Genomic DNA, 26078 nt, shown 5'->3' with positions numbered 1-26078 from the left:
GTCACGCCCTCCCCGGACCACTGCCCGCGCGGGTACCGGCCGTCCGCGCCCCCATGCCGATGTCGGCCCCGGTGAGGCCGAGGGAACCGAGCGAACCGGACCGGACGGTCCCGGCCAGCCGCTCCTTCTGCGCCAGATGCGCGAGATAGAGCTCGGCCCCGCGGTGCCCGGCCGGCAGATCGCTGACCGTGAGCACCTTCATCCCGATGCTGAGCGCGGCCCGTATCGGATTGAGATTGATGTCGAACGCCGACTCGGTGACGGAGAGTTCCGTCAGCCGGACGGGCATCACGCGCTTGCTGCCCCAGGTGAAGAGGGTCAGCGGCATCTCGATCGGACTGATCTCGATGGTGCCCTTCTTCGACAGGCGCGCGTTCTCCCGCAGTTGTGCGGTGGTCGGCTGCACCAGCATTTCCAGCGTGGCGAGCTGCGGGTGAATGCCGTCCGGCGCCGCGATCTCGAACTGGTCGGTCGCGTCGATCTCGGCGGTGAACTTCCAGGTCTCCTCCGCCGGCCCCTTGAGGCGGAGGGCCTCGTTGCGATCCCCTCCACTGCCTCCGCCGCCGGCATCACCGGTTCCTCCGGCGGCCTGCGGCGCGATGGAGCGCTCCAGGCTGTCGGGGTTGAACTGCAGCACGATGATGCGCTGCGGGGTGCCGCGCTCGGGGTCGACGATGACGATGCCGGAACGGATGGGCTTGGGAATGTCCGCGTAGCGGGTCATGTTCGCCTCCTGTTATTGCGGGCGTCGGCCGGCCAGTTCCTGAACCGCTTGCGAGTTCGGCAGCGTCTGTTCCCGGGAACCCGCGGAAATCGCACCGCCCGTTGGGTGCTCAGGCTTTCCCACCCATTCACGGACAGCCGTCAGCGGCGACATTCCTTTCTCTTTCGACAGTTTCAGCCGGCCGCGCCAAACACCGCCGGCATTGAAACCAGCGGCTCCTGTTCCGCGCCGGGCGTAGAAGGCGGCTGCGTCCTCCGTATCGGATTCGGACGCCCATAGGTATCCGACCAGTTGGCCGTGGAGCGTGACCGGCAGACAGCGCACGGGATTCTTGGTCACGCTCAAGTACTCGTGGCGTTCCAGCGTGAACGGGCTCAGATCACCGAATTCGGTGGGCCGTCCCATGGGTGGTTCTGCCGGATGGCTGGGCATCTCTGCTCCTCGGATTGGTACAGCGTTACTTATGGCGCGGCCACACGGTGGTCTAGGGCATGGGACTCACAACCTCGGCGATGATGGTCCATGGCCCGTTCCGGCCGTGCGGAATAACATCGAGGATCCGGTACTCCGTATTGCTGGGAAGTAGAAGTTCCCGTTGGTGAGGGTACTTGCTGGTCCTGCCCAGCCAGAGAGCCGGGGAACCTTCCGGTACGTTGATCCGCAATCTGAACGGTTGGCTGGCGAAAGTCGATTCGCCTCCTACCGAGGTCGACATGAAGCCCGGTTCGCGCTGGGTCGTGCCGATGAGCCGGTCCAGGCCCAATGGGCTGTATCCCTCCATGAAGTTGACGTTCCGCAACGACCGGTGCACTTCCAGTCCTTCGGGTAGCCGATGGGATCTTGTGGCCTCATCGATGAGGACGTTGCGTTCGAGGAAATCCTCGGGGGTCGGATAGGTGCCACCGAATGAGAGGGTGAGACGTTCCCGGGGGCTTGCGTATTTCTTCATCCAGCGTGCGATCGTGCGAAGCTGTTTGCTCCGGACCTGCTCCGGGGTGTCACCCGGGGATCCAACGTCCAGGATCCCCCTGAGTTTTCCCTCGTCGACATCCACCAAGCCAGGACGGCTCAGTGCTGCGGCGATGTCTTCCGGGGTGTAGCGTCCGTGCCGCCCCGTACCAGTGGTACCCAGGATCCGTTGCAGCGTGACCCGTGGGCCGGGATACATTACCGGATCGCGCCAACTTTCCAGCAATTCTTCCGGATCGTCAACGGCGCGGAGGATTTCATTGTAAACCCATCCGTACTCCGAATATTCGAGGGCAGCCCTTCTCTGGTCTCGTGGAAGGTCACGCATATGGTGACCCAACTCTGCTTCCCCGTACCGCTCGGCATTGACATTTTGCTCCGATTCGGAGAACTGCCTTGTGCGGTCTGCGTTTTCGGTGAATCGGCGGATGCCATCTGCTGCCACCCGACTGAATTTGTCCCAGTAGGCTTCGCCAAATTTGAGTGACGGATTCAGGGATGCCGTGAAACCGAACTGCTCCGCATCGCTGGATATCTCAAGGCCCGTGAGCCGGTACCAAGCCCGCATGGTGGCGAGTGCGCCTCGCAGCACCGGTTGCGGAACACCCCTCCCCAGGATTCCGTCAAGCTTCGGCCTGATACGGGCAACGATCCTTTTCAGGCGATCCTGCTTCGATTCCTCGGAGCTCTCCTTCTTACGGCGGTCGTCGCGCTGCTTCCGGCGTTCCTCCTGCCGCCTGTCGCGATCGTCGCGGCGGTCCGATGCGGGGCGGCGCGGACGGTCGCGGTCCCGAGTCCTGTCTGTGTCCCGGTCGCGGTCGGGGCGGCGGGAGTCCGGGGTGCGGTCGTCGGGGCGGCGGTCCCTGTCGCGGTCCCGGTCGTCCGGGCGGCGGGAGTCCGGGCGAGTGTTGTCGGGGCGGCGGTCGCCGGGGCGGTCGGGGCCCGGGCGCGCGGGCGGGTCGGGGTGTCCGGGCGCTGCGGGCGGGGTGGCCGCCCGGGCCGTCCGGGGTGGGGCGGGCCTCGTCGGGCGTGCTGGGCGGTCCTGGCCCGGGCGGGCGGGCGGGCGGCCCGGGGCTGTTGGGCGGGTGGTGCCCGCCGGGCGGTTCCGGTCCGGGGTGGGGCGGCGGTCGCCGGGACGGGCCGGGCGGTCGCGGTCCGTACCGGAGGGGCGGTCGCGGTCCGTGCCCGTCGGCCGGTCGCCGGTGGCCGGGCGGTCCGTGCCCGCCGGCCGGTCCGCGCCGGCCGGGCGTGGTGCGGCCGTCGTCGCGGGTTCCCTCGGGCGGTCCTGGTCCTTCGGGCCCGTCTGGTCCTTGCCGCCGGGCTTCTCGCCCTTGGGGCCCTTCTTCAGGTTGGCCGCGATGCCCTTGAACTTGTCGCCGACCTTGCTGACGTACTTGCCGATGCCGCTGAGCAGGAACTCGTAGGCGAGTTCGAGGAGGGCGACGACGCCGGACGCCACCGCCTTGGCGAAGAGGAGGCCCGCGCCGCCGCCCTTGACCGCCTTCAGGAAGTTCATGAAGGCGCCCAGGGCGTTGAGAATCTCGCTCAGCGCGCCCCACGCCGCCTTCAGCGCGTCGATGATGGCGAGCACCCATCCGGCGCCCGGGATCAGTTTGGCGATGACCTTCGTGACGACGATCTCGCCGATGATGATGGGGAGTTGGGGAAGCGCCGCCTCCCATGCCTCCTTGACCATCTGCTGGACGGTGATGCCGCCGTTGAGCAGGGCCTGGAAGATCGCCGTCGGCAGACCCAGGATCTCCTGGATCTTCGCGTTGAACCATTCCTTGATCGCCGAGGTGACCTCGCGGAACAGGTGGTTCTTCGCGCCGTCCTCCGCCGAGGCCTTGGCGTTGCTCAGCCAGCCGCCCGGGTCGGTGATGATGTCGGCCGCGATCATCGCCCACTCGCCCAGGGCGTTGAGCAGGCCCAGGGCGAAGTCCATGATGCCCTTGACCGCGGTCATGACGGCCTTCACCGCCGTCTCCAGCCCCTTGCGCAGGGCTTCGAGGATGCCGTTCAGCAGGCGGCCGAGCGCGTTCAGCAGGTCGGTGACCATCTGCCGCAGCTTGCGCGCCAGTTCGTTGACGAGGGCGATGGCCGCGTCCCGGATGCGGATGATGAGGTCGCGGATCCGGGTGGCGATCTCGATCAGGGCGGTGAGCAGGGCCTTGCCGAGCTCGATCAGCGCGTCGACGAACTCGCGGAACTTCTCGACGATCCACTTCCGGGCCTCCTCGATCCAGCGGAGGACCGTGCCCTTGAAGTCCTTGATCAGATTGCGGACGGCGTCGCGGGCCGCCCGGAAGAAGCCGACGATGGCGTCCCGGAGCTTGACGAACTGCTCCCGGATCCAGTCGAACGCCTTGGAGATCCAGTTGCCGGAGTCGTTCTTGGCGTCGTCCCGCTTCTTCTCGGCGTCGTCCTCGGCCTTCTCCTGCTTCTTCCCGATCTCCTTCTCGTCCTTGTCCTGCCGTTCGCCGACGTCCTTGTCGGTCTTCTCCTCCTTGTCCTTGACGTCCTGGCGGATCTTCGTGAGTCTGGCGCTCTTCTTGGTGCCGAGACCGTCGAGTTCGCCGTCCTGCTCCTCGCGCCAGCGGGCGCGGGACTCGGCCACCTCGGTCTTCGTCTTCCGGCGCTCGTCGGCCTGCGTGCGGGAGTTGGTGTCGATCTCGGTCCGGACTTTCCGCCGGTGGTCGTCCCGGGAGGAGCGGAAGTCCTCGTCCTTGGTGCGGCGCTTGGCGGAGATGTCCTGCCGGCCGTCCGCGAACGCGCTCTGCAGCTGCGGGCCGCGCTCGTGCTCCGCCACCGCTGAGACGGCCTCCGGCGGGATGGCGCCGGTGCCCGCCCCGGGGCCCGTGCCGCCGCCTCCGCCCTTGCCGCCGGGCACCTTGGCGGTCAGCTTCTCCCGGGGCACGTCCGGGTAGATCTGGTCCTCGCCGAGCGGGCGTTCGGAGTCCTCCCGGCCGGAGGAGTGGAGCTGCCGGCCCTTGCTGTCGAGTTCGCCGTCCTGTTCGCCGGCCCGTCCGCCGGTCTCGCCCTGGAGGTCGACGCCGTCCGGTGTGCCCACCGTGGCGTTCTTGAGCATCTCGTCCTCGGTGGGCATCCCCATGATCTTGCCGACGAGGGCGTCGGTGTCGATGATGTCGCCGTCCGCGCCGAACCAGCCGCCGACCGTGTTGACGGCGCCCGCGACGAACTTGGCGCCCGCCGCCAGGCCCAGGTCCACCGGGCTCGGCTCCGGGATGTCGGCGCCCGGGATCTCGCCCTCCGGGGTCTTGTCGCCCTCGACCTTCGCCTTCTTCTCCTCGGGGGCGTCCACCTTGGCGGCCGGGTCGCCGGAGTACTGCCCCGGGGCGGACGTCGCCGGTTTGCCCCGCAGGGTCTGCGGCGCGCCCGCGGGCCGTTCCATCGTGGGCGGTGCGGACTGCAGGGTCTTGTGCTCGTCGCCGACGGTCTGGTCGACGGCCTGGCTGACGCCGCCCAGCGCCTCGAGTGCCCGGTGCGGCTTGAGCTTCGCCGCCGTGGCCAGTCCGGCCTCCGGGCTCACCCCGGAGAGGTTCGGCGCGGCCGCCTCCTGCCGGGGGCCCGCGCCGCCGCCCGCGGGCCGTGCGCCACCGCCCCCGCCACCACCCCCCGGCGCTGCGCGTACCGCCGCCACCGCCGCGGGTACGGCCGGCCCTGCCGCCGGACGACGGCGCGGACCCGGACCGTGCGGGCGCCGCCGGGGCACGGGCCGGGGACTCCTGCCGGACGGGTGCCGAGGCGGCGCCCCCGCCGTCCGGGCCGCCGCCCGTGGCGTCCGTGCCGCCCGTTCCGCCGCTACCGCCCGTGCCGGGGCGTCCCGGTCCGGCGAGGCGCCGGGGACGGTTCGGGCGTCCCGCCGGGCGGGGACCGGGGCTCCGGCCCGGGGTGGGGCGCCGCTGTTCTGCCGTGACGCGTCCGAGGTGTCCACCGCCGGTGCGGGCGGCGGGGGCGTGGAGGCCGCGCCGCCGCCGACTGCGGGCCCGTCCGCTGCGTCGCCGCGTTCGGCGAGCCGGGGCCTCCGACTCCGGGGCTGTCGGCCGGCGCCTCCGCCGTGACCGTTCCGGCACCGGCAGCGCCCGCTCCGGCGGTGTCCTTCTCCTGCTGCTCCCCGGCGGTCCGGGCGGCCTCGTGCTCCCGCTCCGTCTCCGCCGCGGTCCGCACGGCCAGGGGTTCGACCCCGCCGGAGCGCTCCGACTCCCGGTCCCGGGACGGCGCCGTGACGGCGGCCGAGAAACCGCCGGGGCCTCCGGGCGGGCCGGACTCGCCCCCGCGCCCCCGGCCGCCGGCGCCGTCGGCCGCCGCGTCCTCCGTGCCCTCGGTCACCGGGGCCGCGGCCCGCTCCTCGGCCTCCGCCTCGGCCGCGTCCTCCTCCTCGCGCCGTTTCCGGACCTCCTCGGCCCTGGTCGGCGGCGGATCGGGGAAGGAGGGCGCCGGCGGCGTCCCGGTCTGCCCCGGCACGAGCTGGTCGGCCGTGGGCACCCCGGAGACATCGAGGTCGGTGGCGGGGAGGAAGTCCTCCGGCTTGAGCTCGGTGTTCCAGGCGCTGTCCGGGTCCTCCAGGGGGCCGGGTTCCGCTGTCTCCGCGGCGTCCGGGGCGCGGGCGGGCTCCTCCTCCGCACGGGGCGCGGGGCCGCCCGCGCGGTCCTGGAACCGCATGCCGTCCAGGCGGCTGAGGTTCTCCGGCTGTTCTTCCGTCGTCGCCTGCTCGGCGGACTCCGTGCCGGGCTCCCGCCCGTCCTGCTCCTTCTTGTCCCGCTGGGGCACCTGCTGTCCGGCGACGAGCGGTTCGACGGCTCCCGGCCGGTTCTTCGCGGCGGACTCCTCCTTGGACGGCGCGCGGGCACCGCTCAGCCCGGCCTGCCCGCCGCCTTCCTCGGCGGCACCGCCACCGCCGCCGGACGGGCGGGCCTGCGACGGCGCGCTCGCGGACGGGGACGGAGCCCGGCTGCCACCCGTGGACGTGCCGCCCCCGGACGGCCGGCCCGCCGTGCCGCCGCCGGAGCGGGCACCGCCACTCCCGCTCCCGGCCGGGGCCGGCCGCGGGCGCCATGGCTCCGGACGCGGCTGCTCCGGCTGCCGGGGCTGCCGGACGGGCGGCTCGGGCCGCTCCTCCTCCCGGGGCTCCTCCGGCGGCCGCTCCGTCTCCCCGCCCGGGTCCGTCTCCTCGTGCGGCGTCCCGGTGCCGTCCTCGGGCCCGGCGGTCTCCCCGTCGCGGTTGACGGGTGTCCCGTCCGGGGTCTGCCGCTCCTCCTCCGGCGGCTCCGTACGGTGACCGTTCTCCCGTTCGGTTTCCGCCCGTTCCCGTTCGCGCTCCCGATCGTCCGCGAGCAGCTCGGCGGGGTCGGGGACGGCCTCGGGTGCGTCCAGCGCGCCCCGCTCGAGCGGGCCGCTCTCCGCGGTCTCCTCCACCAGCTCGGCGATCCGGTCGAACTCCGGGCTGAGCAGACGCCGTTCGAGCCGGTCCAGGACGGCGTCCCGCAGGTTGTCCGACATCTGCGCCAGTTGCAGCCGTACGCGCTTGGAGCGGTCCGCCGGGTCGCCGCGCAGTGAGCGGAGAAGGCCGTTCGCCACCCGGTCCGTCAGCGTCGCCGGGTCGATGAGTTCCATGCGGCGCCGGTCGGCGTCGACGGTGGCGTAGCGGAGCCAGCCGGGGGTGGCCCGGCCCGGCTCCACCCCGGCCGTCGTGCCGGTGCCCGTGACCGCGCCGGTGTCGGCATCGGCCGCCGCCCGCACGGAGGCGCCCATCGCGGCCCGCGCCGCCGACTCCGCCTCGCGTTCGACCGTCTGCTCCGGCAGGCTCACCGCGCCCAGGTCGCGGCCGGCGCGCAGGGCGCCGAGGCCGTCCGGGTTCTGCACGGTGTGCAGCAGCTCGTGGGCGAGGAGGCGCTGCCCCTCCGCCGTGCCCGGGTGGTAGGCGCCCTCCCGGAAGAAGATGTCCTGGCCGACGGCGACCGCGTCCGCGCCCATCAGTCCGGTGAGGACGTCCGCGTCCCGGTCGGTGTGCAGGCGTACGCGGCTGAAGTCGTGGCCGAGCCGCTCCTCCAGCTCCCGGCGCACGCTCAGGTCGAGCGGCTGCCCGGCACCGCTGACGATGTCCTTGGGCTCCGGCGCGGTGTTCTTCGCCGAACGCTCCGTGCGCTTGCGGCGCTTGGCGTTCCGCGCCGCCTCCGCGCTGGAGTCCTGTGAGGCGTGCGAACTCATGTGCGCCCCCGTCCCGTGGCGTCCGGCCGCCGCCCCGGGCCGCCGGGTGCGTCCGGCGCGCCGTCCCCCGACAGCCCCGCGTGCACCGCGCGCGCCAGGGCCTCGCCCAGCCGGGCGGGTGAGGCGGTGCGCGGCAGCGGCGGCAGCCCGGCCAGGGTCTCCACCGCCAGGTCCCGGCCGCCAGCCGCCAGGGGCACGCCCTGTTCCCGTACGAGCCGGGTGAGTTCGGCGCGGAAGGCGGCCGTCACCCGGTCGGTGTCGATACGGGCGTCGAAGCCGTCGAGCACCAGTTCGCCGATCTCGACCCGGACCTCCCGGGGCGGCCGCGTCCGCTCCGGCCCGGCGGACGGCGGTGTCCCGTCCCGCAGTGCCCCCTCCGGTGGCATCCCGCCGCGCGGCGCCCCGTCGTGCGGCGCCCCCGTCGTCCGCCCCGCCGCGTTCCGTCCCGTCTCGTTCCGACGTGTCCCGTTCAGATCCATCCGCGGACCTCCGAGGGCGTCAGGGAGCGTTCCAGCTTCAGGTACTCGGTGCGGGCGGCGGCCAGCATGTGCCGCATCCGGAGCGACTCGCCCTCCTCCGCCGCGAGGAAGGCGCCCGCCAGCGCGATGTTGCGGATGGAGCCGCCCGTCACGGTGAGCTGCGCCAGCCGCTCCGGTTCGAGGTCCTTGACCGGCGCCTGCGCGGGGAGCACCCGGCGCCAGATCTCGGCCCGTTCGCTCTCTCCCGGGAACGGGAAGTCGACGACGAAGCGGATGCGCCGCATGAAGGCCGTGTCCAGGGCCTTCTTCATGTTCGTGGTGAGGATCGCCAGGCCCCGGTAGGCCTCCATCCGCATCAGCAGATAGCTGACCTCCAGATTCGCGTACCGGTCGTGGCTGTCCTTGACCTCGCTGCGCTTGCCGAACAGGGCGTCGGCCTCGTCGAACAGCAGCAGGGCCCCGCCGCGCTCCGCCGCGTCGAACACCTTGCGCAGGTTCTTCTCGGTCTCGCCGATGTATTTCGACACCACCTGCGAGAGGTCGATGACGAAGAGGTCGAGGCCCAGCTCCTTGGCCATCACCTCGGCCGCGAGGGTCTTGCCGGTGCCCGAGCCGCCCGCGAAGAGCGCGGTGACGCCGAGGCCCCTGCGCAGCGTCCGCGCGAAGCCCCACTCCTGGTGGACGGTGCCGCGCTGCCGTACGTGCGCCACGATCTCCCGCAGGATGCGCAGCTGGCGCTCGTGCAGCACCAGATCGTCCCAGCCGGCCTCCGGTTCGATCCGGCGGCCCAGCTCGTCCAGGCCCATCCGGGCCTCGGTCAGCCCGGCCGCCCAGGCGAGCCCCTGCGCGCCGGAGGCGGCGGCCTCCCCGCCGGCGAGGCCGCGGCGCACGGTCGCCGCGGCCGACCGCACGACGTGCGGCGGCAGCGAGAACTGTGCGACGAGTTGCCGCAGCTGTTCCTCGCCGACCCCCGGCACACCGCTGAACGCCTCGGTCCACAGCCGCAGTTGCTCCTCGTCGCCGAGCTCCGGGACGGTGATCCGTTCGCCGCGTGTCGCGTGCGTGGCGGGCCGGGCGTCCGTACTGGCGACGACCAGCGGCACGGCGGCGCCCGCGATGAACGCGTCGGCCGCCGCGGCCTGTTCGCGGTCCAGCTCGCCGCTCTCCAGCAGCAGCGCGGCGGGCAGCAGGATCGCCTCGCGCTGCCAGAGCCGGGAGAGACGGTCGCGCTCGGCTGGACCGGACGGCAGGTCCTCGGCGGCCATCGTGTAGAGCCCGAGTCCGCTGCGGCGGGCGGCGGACGCGGCGATCTCCTCCCGGGTGTGCCGGTCGCCGCCGACCAGCTCCACGCGCGGCGGCACACCCGGTCCGGACTCCGCCCAGCCGGTGGCGATCCGCCGCGCCGCGGCCTCGTACGACGGCGGGAGGCCGGCCGGGAGCGGCACCCGCCGCAGCAGGCCGTGCAGCCGGGCGTCCAGGTACGGCGAGCCGAGGAGGAAGTGCAGGATGCGCTCGTCCGGACGGAGACGGGACGTGGTCAGCCGGGTCTCGTCGTCCAGCTCGATCAGCCGCCAGCGGCGCAGCGGGGCCACGGGGGTGAGGGCGCTCCAGTGCGGCTCGGTCAGCGCGGCCAGGGCGAGGGAGAACGTCGGGTACGGGCGCTCGGGGTCCCCGCTCGCGGCGGCGCAGCGGGAGGCGGTGGTCGGCTCCAGCTCGGCGGCCGCGGCGAGCAGCAGGACATCGCGTTCGAAGGAGCTGAGGCCGAAGCAGGCCACGAGGGTGTCGAGGGTGGCGGGTCCGCCGGACGCGGACCGCTCCGGAGTCCCCGGTCCGGAGCCGGCGGGCGGCCGCTCCCCGGGCCGGGCCGGTCCGGTGCCCGGGCCCGGGCGTCGGCGTGGGCGGGAGCCGGGTGGGGCTCCGTCCCGGACGCTTCCGGACGCGCGCCGGGGACGGGCTCGGGCGCCGGACCGGGAGGCCGGGCCGGCGGTGCCGGGTCGGCCGGTCTCCGGCCGGGTGGACGTCCGGGCGCGGGCGGCGTGGGCGTCGAGGCGCGCCAGGACCGACCGCACGGCAGCGGCCAGCGCCGGACCGTCCGTGTACCCGGACGCGGCGGCCGGCCCGATCCCGCCGGACGCCATCCCGCCCTCGCCTGTTCCCGCCACCGCGCCTCAGCCCTCCCGCTGCTCGCCGGCCGCGCCGGGGGCGCCGTCGGCGCCGCCGCTTCCGGGACCGGTGGTGTCGTTCCTGACGGTCGTGCCCGCCGGGCTCGCCGGGCCTGCCGGTCCCCCGGCATCTGCTGTGCCGGTGGGCGCGGCGGCGGTGCTGCGGCCCGTGCCGGGCACGGGGGCCGGGGACGCGCCCGTGACACGGGACTTGCGCGCCGGTGCCGTGGTGGCGGGCGCGGGCTCCTCGGGCCTGGTCCGTGCCGCCGGTGACACGGCTCCGGGGCGGCCGGCCCGGGCCGTGGTCCGCCGGGCGGAGGCACCGGCCGCCGCCGGAGCGGAGGCCGCGGAGGCCGTCGCGGCGGCGGACGCCGTCCGGGGCCGGGCGGGGAAGAGGCCGCAGCCGCGACGGGGTTCCGCCCCGCGCGCGACGCGCCACCGCCGACCGGCGCCCGGCCCCCGGCTCGCGCCGGGTCCCCGGCCCACGCCGTGCCGTCCGCCGGATCCGTGCCGCCCCCCGGCGGCACCGGGGCGCCCGGGGCGCCGAAGGGCAGCGCCCGTACCGTGTGCCGCTCCACCGGCGGCGCCTGGACGGGCAGTTCACGGCCCTCGATCAGCACCAGTGACGCCTGGTAGGCCACCGACAGCGAGTACGGCGTCTGGTGGAGCATTCCCCAGAGCTTGGAGGTCTCGTCGATGTCCATCTGGGCCGGGGTGAAGCGGACCTTCTGCACGGCGTCGGCCAGATCGCTGCCCGCCAGATGCGGACGCTCGGCGGCCTGCGTGATCACGTCGCGCGGCAGCACCGGGATCTCGTGCAGCGTGCGCACCACGCATCCGATGAGCCGCTGCCCGACCAGCTCGGCCTCCTCCCCGTAGGCGCTGATCAGATAGTGCAGATCGAGCGCGGCCGCGGCCCGCTGGACGAGGGTGCCGTCGGCGGCCCGGGTCGGCAGGTCGTTGCCCCGCATCGAGGCGTTCGGCGTCACCTGGTAGCAGAACACCGTGATGAGCGGGTCGGGCGGCGGCTCGGCCGGGGGCTTGCGGGGCTCGACGCGGACCGCCTCGTTGAACTCCGGCGTCAGGTTGTTCGCGATCAGGTGGGCCAGCGCCTGGGTGACCGTCGCGATGGCGAGTGCGTTGCTCATGCCTCAGCTCCTCCGTCCGCCGCGCGTCAGGTAGTCCTCCAGGCTCAGCGCCGGCGCGGGCCGGCCCGTACGGCCGGAACCGCCGCCCGCCCGCTCGCCGGGACGGGCCGCGCCCGCGGCGCTGACCTCCAGCCGGCCGATCTCCACGTGCACGACCTGCTCCGCGCCCCGTCCCCGGCGCCGTCCGGCACCGGAGCGGGCGGCTTCCCGGGCCGCGGCCGTGTCCGCCTCGCGCGGGCGCGGCGGTACGGCGGCCGGGGAGCGGCGACCACGCCCGGGGTGGGGCGCGGCCGCCGCGACCATGGGTTCCGGCACGCCGGGGCGGCCGCGGCGGCCGCGGCCCGCCGTTCCCGCCGCGGAGCCTCCCGCCCCGCCGGGCGGGGACCGGGTGCGAGCGGCGCGGCGGGCCGCAGCAGCGGCGCCGCGGGCCGCGCGGTGACCGGCGGCCCGGGCTCGCCGCGGGGCACCTCGGAGCGGACGACGGTGTGCCGGTCGGTCCGGACCTCGCGCTCCCGCCGGACCGTCTCGACCACCCCGCGGGCGGCCGGGGGCGGGGGCGCGGAGAGGAATCCGTCCTCGTCCTGCCCGGGGCCCGCCGGACGCAGCGACTCGACCCGCTCGAACGGGCCGGGCAGCCGGGGCCGCACCCGCGCCGGGGCGGCGGCGCCGGTCACCGCCCGTACGGGGGTGTGCCGGGCCAGCAGCCGGTCGAAGTAGTCGGGGTCAGCCATCTGCGCACAGCTCCAGGTAGTAGCGGCGCCGCAGCGGACTCAGCGCCAGGATCTCCGGCTCGCTCCAGCCGTAGGCGGTGGCGAGCAGGTGGACGTCGAGCAGCAGGTCCCGCGCCCAGGAGTCGAGTTCGGTCCAGAGGTGGGAGGCGATGTCCAGCTCGGCCGGGGTGGCCTCGCCGCACTCGGGGCAGGTGACGTGGAGCGTCACCTCGGCGGCCGGGTCGGCGCACTCGGCGGCCTCGGCGATCCGCCGCCGTACCCGCTCGGGCAGGGCGTCGGGCAGCCGGTCCCCGGGGACCGGCTCGCCGTTCCGTACCGCGGAGACGGTGCAGCGGGCCAGCAGCATCCGCCGGGCCTGCGCGGCGGGGCCGGCGGAATCGGCGGAAACGGGGGCAGCGGCGGGGCCGGCGGAATCGGCGGAACCGGGGGCAGCGGTGGAACCGTCGGAGGCACCACCCGCGCCGCCCTCCCCACCGGAACCCGGATCCGGCCCCGGCCCGGAGCCGGTACGGGACCCGGGCCCGGCCTCCGCTCCGCCGTCCGTCCCCGCCCGGCCATCCGCCGCCGCCCGGGCCACCGCCGCGAGATCGGCGACCGTGGGCAGCCGGAACTCGACCACCCAGCCGTCCTCCGCGACCCGCAACGGGCCCCCGGGCCGGGGCGTTTCACCGGGCAACCGCCCGGCGTCGAGGTCGAACTCCATCGCCGTACCGCAGGCACGGCACTCGATCCGCACCTCCATCCGCTCGCCGAAGAGCGCGCTCCGCAGCGCGAACAGATCCGTCTCCCGCTCGCCGACCGGCATCGCCAGCAGTTCGCCGGTGCCGGTCCCCGGGCGGGCCGTGCGGTGCAGCAGCAGGGCCCGCCCGGGGCCGTGCTGCGCGAGCCCCGCCTCCCACACGGCCAGCAGCTCCGCGGTCCCGGGCGGGTGCACCGTCCCGGACCGCGGGGATTCCGCCGGCGCCGTCGTCTCCATCACGCGGGCCCGGCGCTCAGACCGGGTTGGTGAAGGACGGCTCCGTCGGCTCCGGAACCTCGTAGTCCCGCTCCCAGCCCTCGCACTCCAGCTTGAGGCTCTGGATCGCGACGGCGTTGGCGTTGGCGTCCAGCTCGCCCAGTACCTGGTACTCGCTGGGCCAGGCCCGGTAGAGCTTGTGCGAGACGGCCACCTGCCCGGCCTCGTTGAGGACCTGGATCACGATGTCCCGGCGGAAGTCGGCGAGCGACACCTCGGCACCCAGCCCGGCCCCGACCTGCCAGACCTTGTTGGCCCAGCGGTCGAATTCCGGATCGTGGGTGACACCGCGTTCGAGCGTCACACCCTCGAATTCGGAACGCCCGGGCGATTTGCGCGGAGTGCTGGGGTCGCCGCCATTGCGGTGCTTGACCACTTCGGTGGTGCGCTTCAGCGGGCTGATTTTGCTGATGCCCGCGACCGTACGCCCGCCCCAGAGAACGAGGAACTTGAAATTCTTGTACGGGTCGAAGCGATGGGCGTTGATCTGAAACTCGGCCATCGGATTCCTAAATCTCGAACTGTCCGGCGATCTGCTGGATCTTGACGACCACGAACTCCGCGGGCCTGACCGGCGCGAATCCCACCACGACGTTCACCACGCCCTGCGCGATGTCCTGCTCGGTGGTGGTGTCCGCATCGCATTTCACGTAGTACGCCTCGCGTGGGGTGCGGCCCTTGAACGCGCCCTGGCGGAACAGGGTGTGCAGGAACGACGAGGCGTCCAGCCGGATCTGCTGCCAGAGCTGTTCGCTGTTCGGCTCGAAGACCACCCACTGCAGCCCGCGGTGGAGGCTTTCCTCGATGTGCAGGGCGAGCCGCCGCACCGGTACGTACTTCCAGTCGCTGTCCAGGCCGTCCGCGCCCTCCAGGGTGCGGGCCCCCCAGACCAGCGGGCCGAGTACCGGGAAGGTGCGCAGGCAGTTGACGCCCAGCGGGTTGAGAAGACCGCTCTCCCGGTCGGTGATCCGCACGGTCAGCGACCGCACGCCGGCCAGCCGGGCCTCCGTGCCCGCCGCCGCCTTCCACACCCCGCGCTCACCGTCCGTACGGGCGGTGACGCCGGCGACGGCGCCGGACGGTGGGAAGGCGCGCAGCCGCCCGGTGAGCGGGTCGGTCAGCCGCACCTGCGGGAAGTACAGCGCCGCGTAGTCGCTGCGGACGGGGTCGAACGCGGCCAGCCCGGCCCGCGCCCGGTCCACGCTGGTCCAGGACGCCGGGGCGTCGGCCAGCAGGAAGATCCGCCGCTCCTCGCAGAGCGCCACCGCCGCCGAGATCACCGTGACCATGTCCTCGGTGGACTCGTACGCCGCCAGTTCGGGCAGGGACAGCAGGTTGACGTCGTCGGCGTCGCGCAGCGCGTGCAGCCCCGTCTTGAGGTCCTCGCTGCCGATGAGGTCCCGCGGTCCGGGCGGATCGCCGTCCGCGCCGCCGGTGAGCGGGAAGACGGGCGGGTTGACCGAGCCCTCCAGGCCCAGGTCGTTGGCGCACTCGCCGAGGAACCGGACGGTGTCGCGGGGGTCCGCGGACCCGGCGACGACCTGGATCCGATCGCCGAAGGCCGTGGCCTCGGCCCGGGCGAAGGCGCGCTTGCCGGGCGCGTCGGGCAGCGCCCGCAGCTTCCGCTCCAGCAGCAGGGCGAGTTCGGTGACGGTCACCGGGGCCGGGCCGTCCACCGCGGGGTCGTACAGGGTGAAGCTGCGCTCCGTCTTGCCGATCTTGACGGTCAGTTCGACGGCCGGGTCGGGCAGTTCGGCCCCGAACGGCTTCGACACCGTGCCGGAGGGGTCGGGCCGGCCCTCGCCGGTGACCCTGACCCGCACCAGCTCCGAGCCCTCGTTCACCACGGTCTCCACGTAACGCCCGTGGCCGGGGTGCATGGAGAGACCGGTGTGGCTCTCCCGGGCCTCGCCGTTCGCGTCGGTGACCCGCAGATTGAAGGTCTCGTCCGGGCGCCGGGTGTCGTGGTCGACGGACACCCGCAGGCCGGAGCCCCAGACGCCGGCCTCCCGGGCGGTGACCCGCAGTACCGGGCGTGCGCTGCCGTCCTCGGTGGACTCGAGCGTGACCTCGGCCTCCTCCCCGGAGCCGGACGCGGCCACGCGCACGATCACCGCGGCGGAGCCGCCGTTGCCGAAGAACTGGTGGACGGCGTGGCCGACCGCGCTGCGGGCGGTGAGACCCCCGAAGCGGCGTTCGAAGTCGGCGAAGCTGGTGATCCGCACCGGCTGGTTGAGCGGCCCTCGGCGGGTGTGCCCGACGAAGGCGGTCACCGAGGTGGTGACCGCGCCGATGGTGCGGACGCTACTGGGAAGTTCCTCGATGTATACGCCGGGATGGGCCGTTCGCACCGGCATTCCCTCCATTCCCTTCGCGCACCAAGAGATGAGAAGAAGGGATGAAGGAGTTGTGTGCGGTCCATGAACGCAAGCGCACGTTCTCCGTCCCCCCGACGCACACCCCGCGCGATTTTCGGTACCGCGCGCCCAAGCGTTAATTGCCTGTGGCTCTTGGTGCATGAGTGCCACTTGGAGTCTGGGTGCCCCGTCAAGTGAGGGTCAAGGACGGTTTCCGGCCTTTCCGTGAAGCGGATGGCACCGTTCCGTCGGCCGTGCCGCGGCAGTGGATCAGGGCATTTTCCGGGGCCGGGACGGGAACGGGCGGTCAAAGCCGTGGCGGAATTCAATGTTCCGGGAATCGGATTAAGTCGAAAGGGTGAGGGTGTCGGCGCGCCGGTTTGTGTACCGGAAGGCGAAAAATGGGCGCTTTGGCCTTGGGTCGCGGGGCCACCGGCATCTGTACAAGGGCTGAAAGAGCCGTATACGGCCCGGCGGGAGAAGGCCGGCGGGGTCGTCGGATGCCGGCGGCGCCCACCCCGGAGCCTCCGGCGGCGCCGGTCGCGACGGGCCCGTGGGGCCCGGTCCGGGGCGGGCCGGGCACCCGGCGGCATAGGCGGGGCAGGCGAGAGAGAAGAGGGAGGGAGGGAGGCGAAGGCGTGAGGCCCGGAGCGGGGAGAGGCGCCCGGCACCGGCCTCCACCGCTGGTGCCGGGCACCGCCCGGTCGGCGCAGCCGCCCCGGGCGAGGCCACTGTCACCGATGCCGGGGATATCCCCGGTACGGCGCGCCGCCACTCCCGTGATCTGTGACTGTAATCACCGCGCACATGTGATCTGCGATTTAGGGCGCTCCCGCGGACGGCGATAACCTGCGGGACGGACATGCCGCGTACCGGCCAGTGTGTGCGCCTCCCAGTGACCGCGTCGTCACGCTGCCCCTGCGGCACGCCCATGCAGACAACGCACCGCAATCACCACGACAGCGGTATCGAGACGCAAAGGGACGGACGCGCGTGGACCTGTTCGAGTATCAGGCGAGGGACCTCTTCGCCAAGCACGGTGTACCGGTGCTGGCCGGTGAAGTGATCGACACGCCTGAGGCGGCGCGCGAGGTGACCGAGCGTCTCGGCGGCCGCGCGGTCGTCAAGGCGCAGGTCAAGGTCGGTGGCCGCGGCAAGGCCGGCGGCGTGAAGCTGGCCTCCGACCCGGCCGACGCGGTCGAGAAGGCGGGCCAGATTCTGGGCATGGACATCAAGGGCCACACGGTCCACAAGGTGATGCTGGCCCAGACCGCGGAGATCAAGGAGGAGTACTACGTCTCCTTCCTGCTGGACCGCACCAACCGCACCTTCCTGGCCATGGCCTCCGTCGAGGGCGGCATGGACATCGAGGAGGTCGCGGCCACCAAGCCCGAGGCCCTCGCCAAGGTCCCGGTGGACGCCAACGAGGGCGTGACCCCTCAGAAGGCCCGCGAGATCGTCGAGGCGGCGAAGTTCCCCGCCGAGGTGGCGGACCAGATCGCCGAGATCCTGCAGACCCTGTGGAAGGCGTTCATCGCCGAGGACGCCCTGCTCGTCGAGGTCAACCCGCTGGCCAAGACCGGTGACGACGGCAAGGTCCTGGCGCTGGACGGCAAGGTGTCCCTGGACGCCAACGCCGACTTCCGCCAGCCGGACCACGCGGCGCTGGAGGACAAGGCCGCGGCCGACCCGCTGGAGGCCGCCGCCAAGGCCAAGGGCCTCAACTACGTCAAGCTCGACGGCGAGGTCGGCATCATCGGCAACGGCGCCGGTCTCGTGATGAGCACCCTGGACGTCGTCGCGTACGCCGGTGAGGCGCACAACAACGTCAAGCCCGCCAACTTCCTCGACATCGGCGGCGGCGCCTCCGCCGAGGTGATGGCCAACGGTCTGGAGATCATCCTGGGCGACCCGGCCGTCAAGTCCGTCTTCGTCAACGTCTTCGGCGGCATCACCGCCTGCGACGCGGTCGCCAACGGCATCGTGCAGGCCCTGGAGCTGCTCAGGTCCAAGGGCGAAGAGGTCGACAAGCCGCTGGTCGTGCGGCTCGACGGCAACAACGCGGAGCTGGGTCGCAAGATCCTCTCCGACGCGAACCACCCGCTGGTCCAGCAGGTGGACACCATGGACGGTGCGGCCGACCGTGCCGCCGAGCTGGCTGCTAAGTAAAGGGAACGGGTCACCAACACCATGGCTATCTTCCTCACCAAGGAAAGCAAGGTCATCGTCCAGGGGATGACCGGCTCCGAGGGCCAGAAGCACACCAAGCGGATGCTTGCCTCGGGTACGAACATCGTCGGCGGCGTGAACCCGCGCAAGGCCGGCACCACGGTCGACTTCGACGGCACCGAGGTGCCCGTCTTCGGCTCCGTCAAGGAGGCCATGGAGGCCACCGGCGCGGACGTCACGGTCATCTTCGTACCGCCGAAGTTCGCCAAGGACGCGGTCGTCGAGGCGATCGACGCCGAGATCGGCCTGGCCGTCGTCATCACCGAGGGCATCGCGGTGCACGACACCGCCGCGTTCTGGGCCCACGCCGGTGCCCGGGGTCACAAGACCCGCATCGTCGGCCCCAACTGCCCGGGCCTCATCTCCCCCGGGCAGTCGAACGCCGGCATCATCCCGGCCGACATCACCAACGCCGGCCGCATCGGCCTGGTCTCGAAGTCCGGCACGCTGACGTACCAGATGATGTACGAGCTGCGCGACCTCGGGTTCTCCTCGGCCGTCGGCATCGGTGGCGACCCGGTCATCGGCACCACGCACATCGACGCCCTGGCCGCCTTCGAGGCCGACCCCGACACCGACCTGATCGTGATGATCGGTGAGATCGGCGGCGACGCCGAGGAGCGGGCCGCGGAGTACATCAAGGCGAACGTGACCAAGCCGGTCGTCGGCTACGTCGCCGGGTTCACCGCGCCCGAGGGCAAGACCATGGGCCACGCCGGCGCGATCGTGTCGGGCTCCTCCGGCACCGCGCAGGCGAAGAAGGAGGCCCTGGAGGCCGCGGGCGTGAAGGTCGGCAAGACCCCGTCCGAGACGGCCCGCCTGGCGCGCGCCGCCCTCGCCGGCTGATCTCCGGCCCGCCGCACGGCTGTACGGCCGCGCGGCCGGCCTTCACCGGGGCGCCGGTTCCCCCTCCGGGCGGGAGCCGGCGCCCCGTGGCATGTCCGGAACCGCCGCGGGCGCCCCGTGCCCGGGATCGTCCGATCAGGCCGGACGCTCACACGACACAACGAATATTTGCGGCTAACCGGATATACCGGATGCCGCTTGGCAGCATGGCCGTGTGAGCCGACCGATCGCCGACCCCGGCCTGCTGCCCCTCTCCGCCCGCGACCACTCCGCCGCCCCGCCCGTCCGGGCGGCGAGCGCCTCCGCACCGCCGGAGCCGGGGTGGCGGGCGGCGTGGTCGCGGCCGGGCTGGGGTGGGCGTGCCCGCCGTGGTGGTGCTCGCCCACTGGATCGTCTCGGCCGACGCCGGCACCGGACCCGAGGGCGCGCTGCGGACCGCGGCCGCCCTCTGGCTCCTCGGCCACGGCGTGGAACTCCTCCGCGCCACCGGGGCGGACGGCGGTACGGCGCCCGTGGGACTGCCGCCGCTGCTGGTCGGGCTGTTGCCGGTGTGGCTGCTGTTCCGCTCGGCGCGGCGGGCCACCGAGGAGGCGGAGCAGGCGGAGGCGGCGGAATCCGCGGCGCTCGCGGAGGCGGCCCTGGCGGCGCGCATCGCACGGACGGAGTTCGCCGGACCCCGAGGGGCGGCCGGTGACCGGGACGCGGCACGCGACGGGGCGCCGGAGAGCGAGGAGCCCCCGCACCCGCCCGCGTACAGCGCGTTCGGCGCACTCGGCTGGCTCTGCGCCGGCTACCTCCTCATCGGACTCGGCGCCGCCCTGTACGCCGACGAGGGGCCGCTGCGGGCCGTGCCCGCCGAGGTGCTGCCCCGGCTCGGTGCCGTCTGCGCCGTGACGGTGCTCTGCGGCACCTGGGCCTCCGGCGGCCTGGCCGAGCGGCGGCTGCCCGCCGGCGTGCGCGCCGCTCTGCACCGGCTGCCGCGCGCCGTGCGCGCCCCGTTCGGCTATCCGGAGGCGGGGGCCGGGCCCCGGGCGGCGGCTCTGGCGGTCGGAATGCTCCTCGGCGGCGGTGCGCTGCTCACGGCCGGCTCCCTGGCCGTGCACGGCGCCGAGGCGCGGGACGCGCTGCTCGGCCTCGACGGAACGGTGCCCGGCCGGGCCGCCGTCCTGCTGCTCTGCCTGGCCCTGGTGCCCAACGCCGCCGTCTGGGCCGCGGCCTACGGACTGGGGCCCGGCTTCACGGCCGGTGCCGGGAGCACCGTCACCGCCCTCGCCACCACGGGCTACCCGGAGCTGCCGCGCTTCCCCCTCCTCGCCGCGCTCCCGGCAGAGGGCCCCGGTTCCCCGCTGACCTGGGCCGCGGGCGCGATCCCCGTGGCGGCGGGGATCGCCCTCGGCCGGCGCGCGGCCCTCGCCGCGTACCGGGCACGGGCGGCGGGGCGGCCCGTCCCCGCCTGGTGGCAGACACCGTTGACCGCCCTCTACGGTGCAGTGGTCTGCGGGCTCGCGATGACGCTGATCGCGGCGGTGTCGGGTGGCACCCTGGGCACCGGCGCGCTGGCCCGGCTCGGTCCCGACGCCTGGAGGACCGGAGCGGCCGCAGCCGCCTGGACGGGCGCGTTGGGGCTGCCCACCGCACTCGTGCTCCACGGCTGGTGGCTGCGGAGGAGCCGGTGGCGCGGCACGGGCCCGGACGCCGTCACCGCCACGGCCTGACGGGCCGGGACTCCGGCCGGACCGCCGTGCCGGCGGAAGGCGCGAGGGCCTCCTCGGGAGGCCCGGGACAGGCCCGGGACGGGGCTGGTGCCCGGGATCAGTCCGGGACGCCGAGGAGGGGGCGGAGGCGCTCGGGGAGGAGTTCCTCGCACTGCTGCTGGGACGAGCGGGTCAGGGCATCGTCCACACAGGTGTAGTAGTCGCGGTAGACGATCTGGAAGGTGTAGGTCGTCGCCACGACGGCAAGGGCGAGGCTGCCCGTGACCAGGCCGCTGACCGCCGCGCTCTTCTGCGACCTGGCCCCGTAACCGCCGTTCTGCGACGGGGACTTGGCAGGTCCGGCGGCGGTGTCCGGTGCGCCCGACACGTCCTCCGGGCGGGCGGTCGCGGTACGGGACGGCGAACTCTCCGGGCGCTGTGCCCTGCCCCGCAGGGAGCTGATGCCCCAGTACAGGGCGAGGGAGCCCAGCAGCAGGGCGATCTCCGGCAGGCTGAACAGGGCGAGGATGAACCCCCACATGCCCGCGACCATCGCGTACCGGGCGCGCCGCTGATTCGGATCCGTCGGGTCCCAGCGCAGTTCGCCGGGACCGCCCGGGCCCTCGGAGCGGCCCGGCCCGTCCTGGCGTCCGCCGCCGAAACCGCCGCTCTGGCGGCCCGGCTGGCGGCTGCTCCACCGGGAGCTGCCCCAGGAGGGGCGCCGGCCGCCGTCCTCGCCGCCGCCCCGGCCCTCGCCGCGCCCGCCGCGGGGCCGCCACTCCTGGTCGGGGCGGCCCTCCGGCGGCGGTGCGAAGGGGTTGTCGGGCTCGCCGGCGCGGCCGCGGGAAGGCCGGTCACCGCCGTCCCGGTCACCGCCCGCGTTCCCGCGGTCCGCGCCCGGCTCCGGCGTTCCGGCCGTTCCGCCGTCACTGTCGCCCTCCGGGCCCCGCCCGGTGTCCCGCGGTCCGCCGCCGTCACCGCCGCTGCCGCGCGCGTCATGTCCGTCACGTCCGTCCCGCCCGCCGGAGGCCGGGGACGCCGATGCCGGGGGCGTTCGCGCAGGAGCGGGTGGGGAACGGCGGGAGGCTGGGAGTCGCGCGGAGGCGTCGGTCCGGCATCTGGAGTGTTGTCTTCCCTCGTGTCGTCGTCCGGGCCGCGGGCCCGCTTCGGCGGATTCGGCCCTCGGAGTGACGTCGGTGTCTGAGACGCACGCTACCTCCCGCGCGCGCCCCCGTCCCGCGGGGGCTGCCCGCGGTGCCGGTATCGTGGCCCGTGGTCGGCGGCTTCGTAGGGTCTTCCGGACACCAGGATGCTCCTCGCTTGTGCGACCCCACAAACCTGCGCCCCGTGAGAAAGAGTTCCGCCGTGTCCTCGCCCCCTCTTCGCGCCCGCTCCCGGACTCCGGCCGGGGGCCGGCCCGCCCGGCTGGTGGTGCTGGTCTCCGGCTCCGGTACGAATCTCCAGGCGCTGCTCGACGCGGTCGCGGCCGCCCCGGACGGCTCGTACGGCGCCGAGATCGTCGCCGTCGGCGCCGACCGCGACGGCATCGCCGGCCTGGAGCGCGCCGAGCGCGCCGGGCTGCCGACGTTCGTCTGCCGTCTCGGCGACCACCCGGACCGGGCGGCCTGGGACCGGGCGCTCACCGAGGCCACCGCCCGCTTCGCACCGGACCTCGTGGTCTCGGCGGGTTTCATGAAAATCGTGGGCAAGGAATTCCTCGCCCGGTTCGGGGGGCGGTTCATCAACACCCACCCCGCGCTGCTCCCCAGCTTCCCCGGCGCCCACGCCGTGCGCGACGCCCTCGCGTACGGGGTCGGGGTGACCGGCTGCACCGTCCACTTCGTCGACGACGGCGTCGACACCGGACCGGTCATCGCCCAGGGCGTGGTCGAGGTCCGGGACGAGGACCACGAGGACGGGGGAGCGGCGCTCCATGAGCGGATCAAGGAAGTCGAACGACGGCTGCTCGTCGATGTCGTGGGGCGCCTGGCCCGCAACGGCTATCGCATCGAGGGACGAAAGGTACAGATCCCATGACCACTCCTGAAGGCCCCGCGGGCCCCGCGGGCCTCCACGGCCCCGACGGCACGCAGCGGCCCATCCGCCGCGCGCTGGTCAGCGTCTACGACAAGACCGGCCTGGAGGAGCTGGCCCGGGGGCTGCACGAGGCCGGGGTCGAGCTGGTCTCCACCGGCTCCACGGCCGGGCGGATCGCCGCCGCCGGCGTGCCCGTCACCAAGGTCGAGGAGCTGACCGGCTTCCCCGAGTGCCTGGACGGGCGCGTCAAGACCCTGCACCCCCGGGTGCACGCCGGCATCCTCGCCGACCTGCGGCTGGAGGAGCACCGCAAGCAGCTCGCCGAGCTGGAGGTGGAGCCCTTCGAACTGGTCGTCGTCAACCTCTACCCGTTCCGGGAGACCGTGGCCTCCGGCGCCACCCCCGACGAGTGCGTCGAGCAGATCGACATCGGCGGGCCGTCCATGGTGCGCGCCGCCGCCAAGAACCATCCCTCGGTCGCCGTGGTCACCAGCCCCGCGCGCTACGGGGACGTCCTCGCCGCCGCCCGCGACGGCGGCTTCGGCCTGGACGCGCGCAAGCGGCTCGCGGCCGAGGCGTTCCAGCACACCGCCGCCTACGACGTCGCCGTCGCCTCCTGGTTCACCGGCAGCTACGCCCCCGAGCACGCGGAGAACGTCACCGCGCTGCCCGAGTTCCTCGGCGAGACCTGGCGCCGCAAGAGCACCCTCCGCTACGGCGAGAACCCGCACCAGTCGGCCGCCCTCTACACCGACGGCACCCCCGAGGGGATCGCCAACGCCGAGCAGCTGCACGGCAAGGAGATGTCCTTCAACAACTACGTCGACACCGAGGCCGCCCGCCGCGCCGCCCACGACCACGACGAGCCCTGCGTGGCGATCATCAAGCACGCCAACCCCTGCGGCATCGCCGTCGGCGCCGACGTGGCCGAGGCGCACCGCAAGGCCCACGCCTGCGACCCGCTGTCCGCCTTCGGCGGCGTGATCGCTGTCAACCGTCCGGTGTCCGTGGCGATGGCCGAGCAGGTCGCGGAGATCTTCACCGAGGTCGTGGCCGCCCCGGCGTACGAGGACGGCGCCGTCGAGGTGCTGGCCCGCAAGAAGAACATCCGGGTGCTGCGCGTCGAGGGCGCCCCGGGCCGGGCGAACGAGCTGCGGCCGGTCTCCGGCGGTGTGCTCCTCCAGCACGGCGACCGCCTCCAGGCCGAGGGCGACCTGCCCGAGACGTGGACCCGGGTCTCCGGGGACGCGCTGGACGAGGCCGGGCTGGCCGAACTGGCCTTCGCCTGGCGGGCCTGCCGCGCCGTGAAGTCCAACGCCATCCTGCTCGCCAAGGGCGGCGCGACCGTCGGCGTCGGCATGGGCCAGGTGAACCGCGTCGACTCCGCGAAGCTCGCGGTGCAGCGGGCCGGCGCGGAGCGGGCGGCCGGCGCGTACGCCGCCTCCGACGCCTTCTTCCCGTTCCCGGACGGCCTGGAGGTGCTGCTGGAGGCCGGTGTCACCGCCGTGGTCCAGCCGGGCGGCTCCGTCCGCGACGAGCAGGTGACCGAGGCGGCGAAGGCGGCCGGCGTCACGATGTACCTCACCGGGACCCGGCACTTCTTCCACTGAGCCGGCCCGCCCCCGCACCCCGCGGACCGCCCGGCGCCGCGCCCCTTCCGGGCGGCGCGGCCCCGGCCGCCGGTGCCGCGCCCCGCACCACCGCCCGTACCCCCGCGGGCCCCGCCCGTCGCGGCGGACCACATTGGCCACCGCCGCCGGTCATCCGGGAGGATGAAGCCATGACTGCCCAGATTCTCGACGGCAAGGCCACCGCGGCCGCGATCAAGTCCGAACTCGCCACCCGCGTCGCGGAGCTCAAGTCCCGCGGCGTGACGCCCGGCCTCGGCACCCTCCTCGTCGGCGACGACGTCGGCAGCCAGAAGTACGTCGCCGGGAAGCACCGCGACTGCGCGCAGGTCGGCATCGCCTCCATCCAGCGCGAACTCCCCGCGACCGCCACGCAGGAGGAGATCGAGGCCGTCGTACGGGAGCTCAACGAGGACCCGGCCTGCACCGGCTACATCGTCCAGCTCCCGCTGCCCAAGGGCATCGACACGGGCCGCGTCCTGGAGCTGATCGACCCCGCCAAGGACGCCGACGGCCTCGCCCCGATGAGCCTGGGCAAGCTGGTGCTCAACCAGGAGGCCGCCCTGCCCTGCACCCCCAACGGCATCCTGGCGCTGCTGCGCCGCCACGGTGTGGAGACCAAGGGCGCGCACCTGACCGTCGTCGGCCGCGGGATGACCGTCGGCCGCTCCATCGGGCTGCTGTTCACGCGCCGCGAGGTCAACGCGACCGTGACCCTCTGCCACACCGGTACCCGCGACCTCTCCGCCCAGCTCCGGCAGGCCGACATCATCGTCGCCGCCGCCGGGGCCCCGCACATCGTCCGGCCCGAGGACGTCAAGCCGGGCGCGGCCGTCCTGGACGTCGGCGTCAGCCGGGACGAGAGCGGGAAGATCGTCGGCGATGTGCACCCGGGCGTGGCGGAGGTCGCGGGCTGGGTGGCGCCGAATCCGGGCGGCGTCGGCCCGATGACCCGCGCGCTGCTGCTGCAGAACGTCGTGGAGGCCGCCGAACGGCAGGCCGGGGTCCGGGACACCGCGGACCATGCGGGCTGAGGCCGCCGTGGAGAGCCGCGAGGCGGACGGGAACGCCGGGACGGAGGGGAACGCCGGGACGGAGGGCGGGACGGAGGGGAACCACGGGACGAAGAGGAACCACGGGGCGGAGGGGAACCCCGGACCGGGCAGGGATTCCGGGCCGGGCCGCAGCCGCCGCTTCCCCCGCTTCACCCGGAGCACCGCCCGTCCCGAGGGCGGCGGCCGTGCGGCGCCGGGCGACGCGCCGGCCCCGGTACGGCAGTGGCCGCTGCTGTCGGTGCTGGGCGGCACCGCGGTCGGCCTGATCCTCGTCGCCTTCGGCGTGTCCCGGGTCGGCACCCTGCTCATCGGGCTCTCGCTGCTCGCCGGGGCGGTGCTGCGGTGGGCGCTGCCGTCAGTGGGGATGCTGGCCGTGCGGTCCCGCTTCACGGACATGGTGACCTACGGCGTGCTGGGCTTCCTCATCTCGCTGCTGGCCCTGATGTCGCTCCCCGACCCCTGGCTGGAGATCCCCTGGCTGGAGAAGATCATCCGCTTCGCCGTGCGCTGACCCGGCCCCGGTATCCCGGACGGCGGCCCGTCCTCTCCCCCGTGAGAGGACGGGCCGCCGCCGTGTGGAGGAGCCGCCGCGGCCTGTGTGCCGCGCGGCGCCCTCCAGGTCTCCGGGCCCGTTCCCGCGACGGATCCCCCCGGGCGGTGCGGGCGGTGCGGGCGGTGCCGGTGGTGCTGATGGTTCGGGTGGTTCGGGAGGTTCCGTTGGTCCGGGTGGGGGCGGCGCGGGGTGGACCGCGCCGCCCTTGTCGCACAACCGATAG

Annotated in this window: 18 protein-coding genes and 1 pseudogene; 7 read left to right on the top strand and 12 right to left on the bottom strand. The window is 73.9% G+C overall.

Annotated elements, in window-relative coordinates:
* Position 1: 1 nt before the first annotated feature.
* The 11 genes and pseudogenes from E4N63_RS12470 to E4N63_RS12420 all read right to left on the bottom strand — a co-directional run bounded on the left by E4N63_RS12470 (position 2) and on the right by E4N63_RS12420 (position 15813).
* A complete protein-coding gene (locus E4N63_RS12470; protein ID WP_125622503.1) occupies positions 2-724 on the bottom strand; it encodes a hypothetical protein in 723 nt (240 codons plus the stop codon).
* A gap of 12 nt (positions 725-736) precedes the next feature.
* Positions 737-1156 carry a hypothetical protein gene (locus tag E4N63_RS12465; protein ID WP_125622505.1) on the bottom strand — a complete coding sequence of 140 codons (420 nt, stop codon included), beginning with the start codon at positions 1154-1156 and terminating at the stop codon, positions 737-739.
* Between the two features lie 52 nt (positions 1157-1208).
* The gene (locus tag E4N63_RS31050; protein ID WP_308188683.1) at positions 1209-5243 is read right to left on the bottom strand and encodes an ADP-ribosyltransferase; all 4035 of its coding nucleotides are present in this window, start codon (positions 5241-5243) and stop codon (positions 1209-1211) included.
* Between the two features lie 272 nt (positions 5244-5515).
* The gene (locus tag E4N63_RS12455; RefSeq protein WP_230240679.1) at positions 5516-7921 is read right to left on the bottom strand and encodes a DUF4157 domain-containing protein; all 2406 of its coding nucleotides are present in this window, start codon (positions 7919-7921) and stop codon (positions 5516-5518) included.
* A complete protein-coding gene (locus E4N63_RS12450; RefSeq protein ID WP_230240678.1) occupies positions 7918-8400 on the bottom strand; it encodes a hypothetical protein in 483 nt (160 codons plus the stop codon). The genes E4N63_RS12455 and E4N63_RS12450 overlap by 4 nt, the downstream gene beginning before the upstream one ends.
* Positions 8391-10538 carry an ATP-binding protein gene (locus tag E4N63_RS12445; RefSeq protein ID WP_230240676.1) on the bottom strand — a complete coding sequence of 716 codons (2148 nt, stop codon included), beginning with the start codon at positions 10536-10538 and terminating at the stop codon, positions 8391-8393. Before E4N63_RS12445 ends, E4N63_RS12450 begins: the two co-directional genes overlap by 10 nt.
* Before the next feature lie 656 nt (positions 10539-11194).
* Positions 11195-11710, bottom strand: a pseudogene (locus E4N63_RS12440) (DUF4255 domain-containing protein); the annotation flags it as partial.
* A gap of 3 nt (positions 11711-11713) precedes the next feature.
* Positions 11714-12025: a hypothetical protein gene (locus E4N63_RS12435; protein ID WP_230240674.1), complete on the bottom strand. Its 312-nt coding sequence runs from the start codon at positions 12023-12025 to the stop codon at positions 11714-11716.
* Positions 12026-12433: 408 nt separating this feature from the next.
* Positions 12434-13375: a hypothetical protein gene (locus E4N63_RS12430; RefSeq protein ID WP_230240672.1), complete on the bottom strand. Its 942-nt coding sequence runs from the start codon at positions 13373-13375 to the stop codon at positions 12434-12436.
* 58 nt (positions 13376-13433) lie between these two features.
* Positions 13434-13958 (bottom strand): phage tail protein, encoded by a 525-nt coding sequence (locus tag E4N63_RS12425; protein ID WP_019710451.1) that lies wholly within the window; start codon positions 13956-13958, stop codon positions 13434-13436.
* A gap of 7 nt (positions 13959-13965) precedes the next feature.
* Positions 13966-15813 (bottom strand): phage tail sheath C-terminal domain-containing protein, encoded by a 1848-nt coding sequence (locus E4N63_RS12420; RefSeq protein WP_230240671.1) that lies wholly within the window; start codon positions 15811-15813, stop codon positions 13966-13968.
* A gap of 993 nt (positions 15814-16806) precedes the next feature.
* Here E4N63_RS12420 and sucC point away from each other — a divergent pair.
* The 3 genes from sucC (at position 16807) to E4N63_RS12405 (ending at position 20603) form a co-directional block, all read left to right on the top strand.
* Positions 16807-17982, top strand: coding sequence for an ADP-forming succinate--CoA ligase subunit beta (gene sucC / locus E4N63_RS12415; protein WP_125626448.1), 1176 nt, complete (start codon positions 16807-16809; stop codon positions 17980-17982).
* 21 nt (positions 17983-18003) lie between these two features.
* Entirely contained in the window at positions 18004-18888 is an 885-nt protein-coding gene (sucD, locus tag E4N63_RS12410) for a succinate--CoA ligase subunit alpha (RefSeq protein WP_125626447.1), read from the top strand.
* Positions 18889-19247: 359 nt separating this feature from the next.
* A complete protein-coding gene (locus E4N63_RS12405) occupies positions 19248-20603 on the top strand; it encodes a DUF6350 family protein (RefSeq protein ID WP_230240669.1) in 1356 nt (451 codons plus the stop codon).
* Positions 20604-20700: 97 nt separating this feature from the next.
* Here E4N63_RS12405 and E4N63_RS31045 read toward each other — a convergent pair whose 3' ends face one another.
* Positions 20701-21123, bottom strand: coding sequence for a hypothetical protein (locus E4N63_RS31045; protein WP_228429295.1), 423 nt, complete (start codon positions 21121-21123; stop codon positions 20701-20703).
* Positions 21124-21947: 824 nt separating this feature from the next.
* On the opposite strand from E4N63_RS31045, the gene purN reads away from it, so the two are divergent.
* The 4 genes from purN to E4N63_RS12380 all read left to right on the top strand — a co-directional run bounded on the left by purN (position 21948) and on the right by E4N63_RS12380 (position 25813).
* Positions 21948-22619, top strand: coding sequence for a phosphoribosylglycinamide formyltransferase (gene purN, locus E4N63_RS12395; RefSeq protein WP_125626444.1), 672 nt, complete (start codon positions 21948-21950; stop codon positions 22617-22619).
* Positions 22616-24229, top strand: coding sequence for a bifunctional phosphoribosylaminoimidazolecarboxamide formyltransferase/IMP cyclohydrolase (gene purH, locus E4N63_RS12390; RefSeq protein ID WP_230240667.1), 1614 nt, complete (start codon positions 22616-22618; stop codon positions 24227-24229). The genes purN and purH overlap by 4 nt, the downstream gene beginning before the upstream one ends.
* Before the next feature lie 170 nt (positions 24230-24399).
* Positions 24400-25281 (top strand): bifunctional methylenetetrahydrofolate dehydrogenase/methenyltetrahydrofolate cyclohydrolase, encoded by an 882-nt coding sequence (locus E4N63_RS12385; RefSeq protein WP_125626986.1) that lies wholly within the window; start codon positions 24400-24402, stop codon positions 25279-25281.
* Positions 25271-25813 (top strand): DUF3017 domain-containing protein, encoded by a 543-nt coding sequence (locus tag E4N63_RS12380; RefSeq protein WP_230240665.1) that lies wholly within the window; start codon positions 25271-25273, stop codon positions 25811-25813. Before E4N63_RS12385 ends, E4N63_RS12380 begins: the two co-directional genes overlap by 11 nt.
* The last annotated feature ends 265 nt before the right edge of the window (positions 25814-26078 follow it).

The organism is Streptomyces sp. MNU89 (assembly GCF_020982505.1).
Taxonomy (GTDB): domain Bacteria; phylum Actinomycetota; class Actinomycetes; order Streptomycetales; family Streptomycetaceae; genus Streptomyces; species Streptomyces xinghaiensis.
Note: the sequence above shows the minus strand (reverse complement) of the source record. Positions and strands in the feature narration are given on the sequence as shown.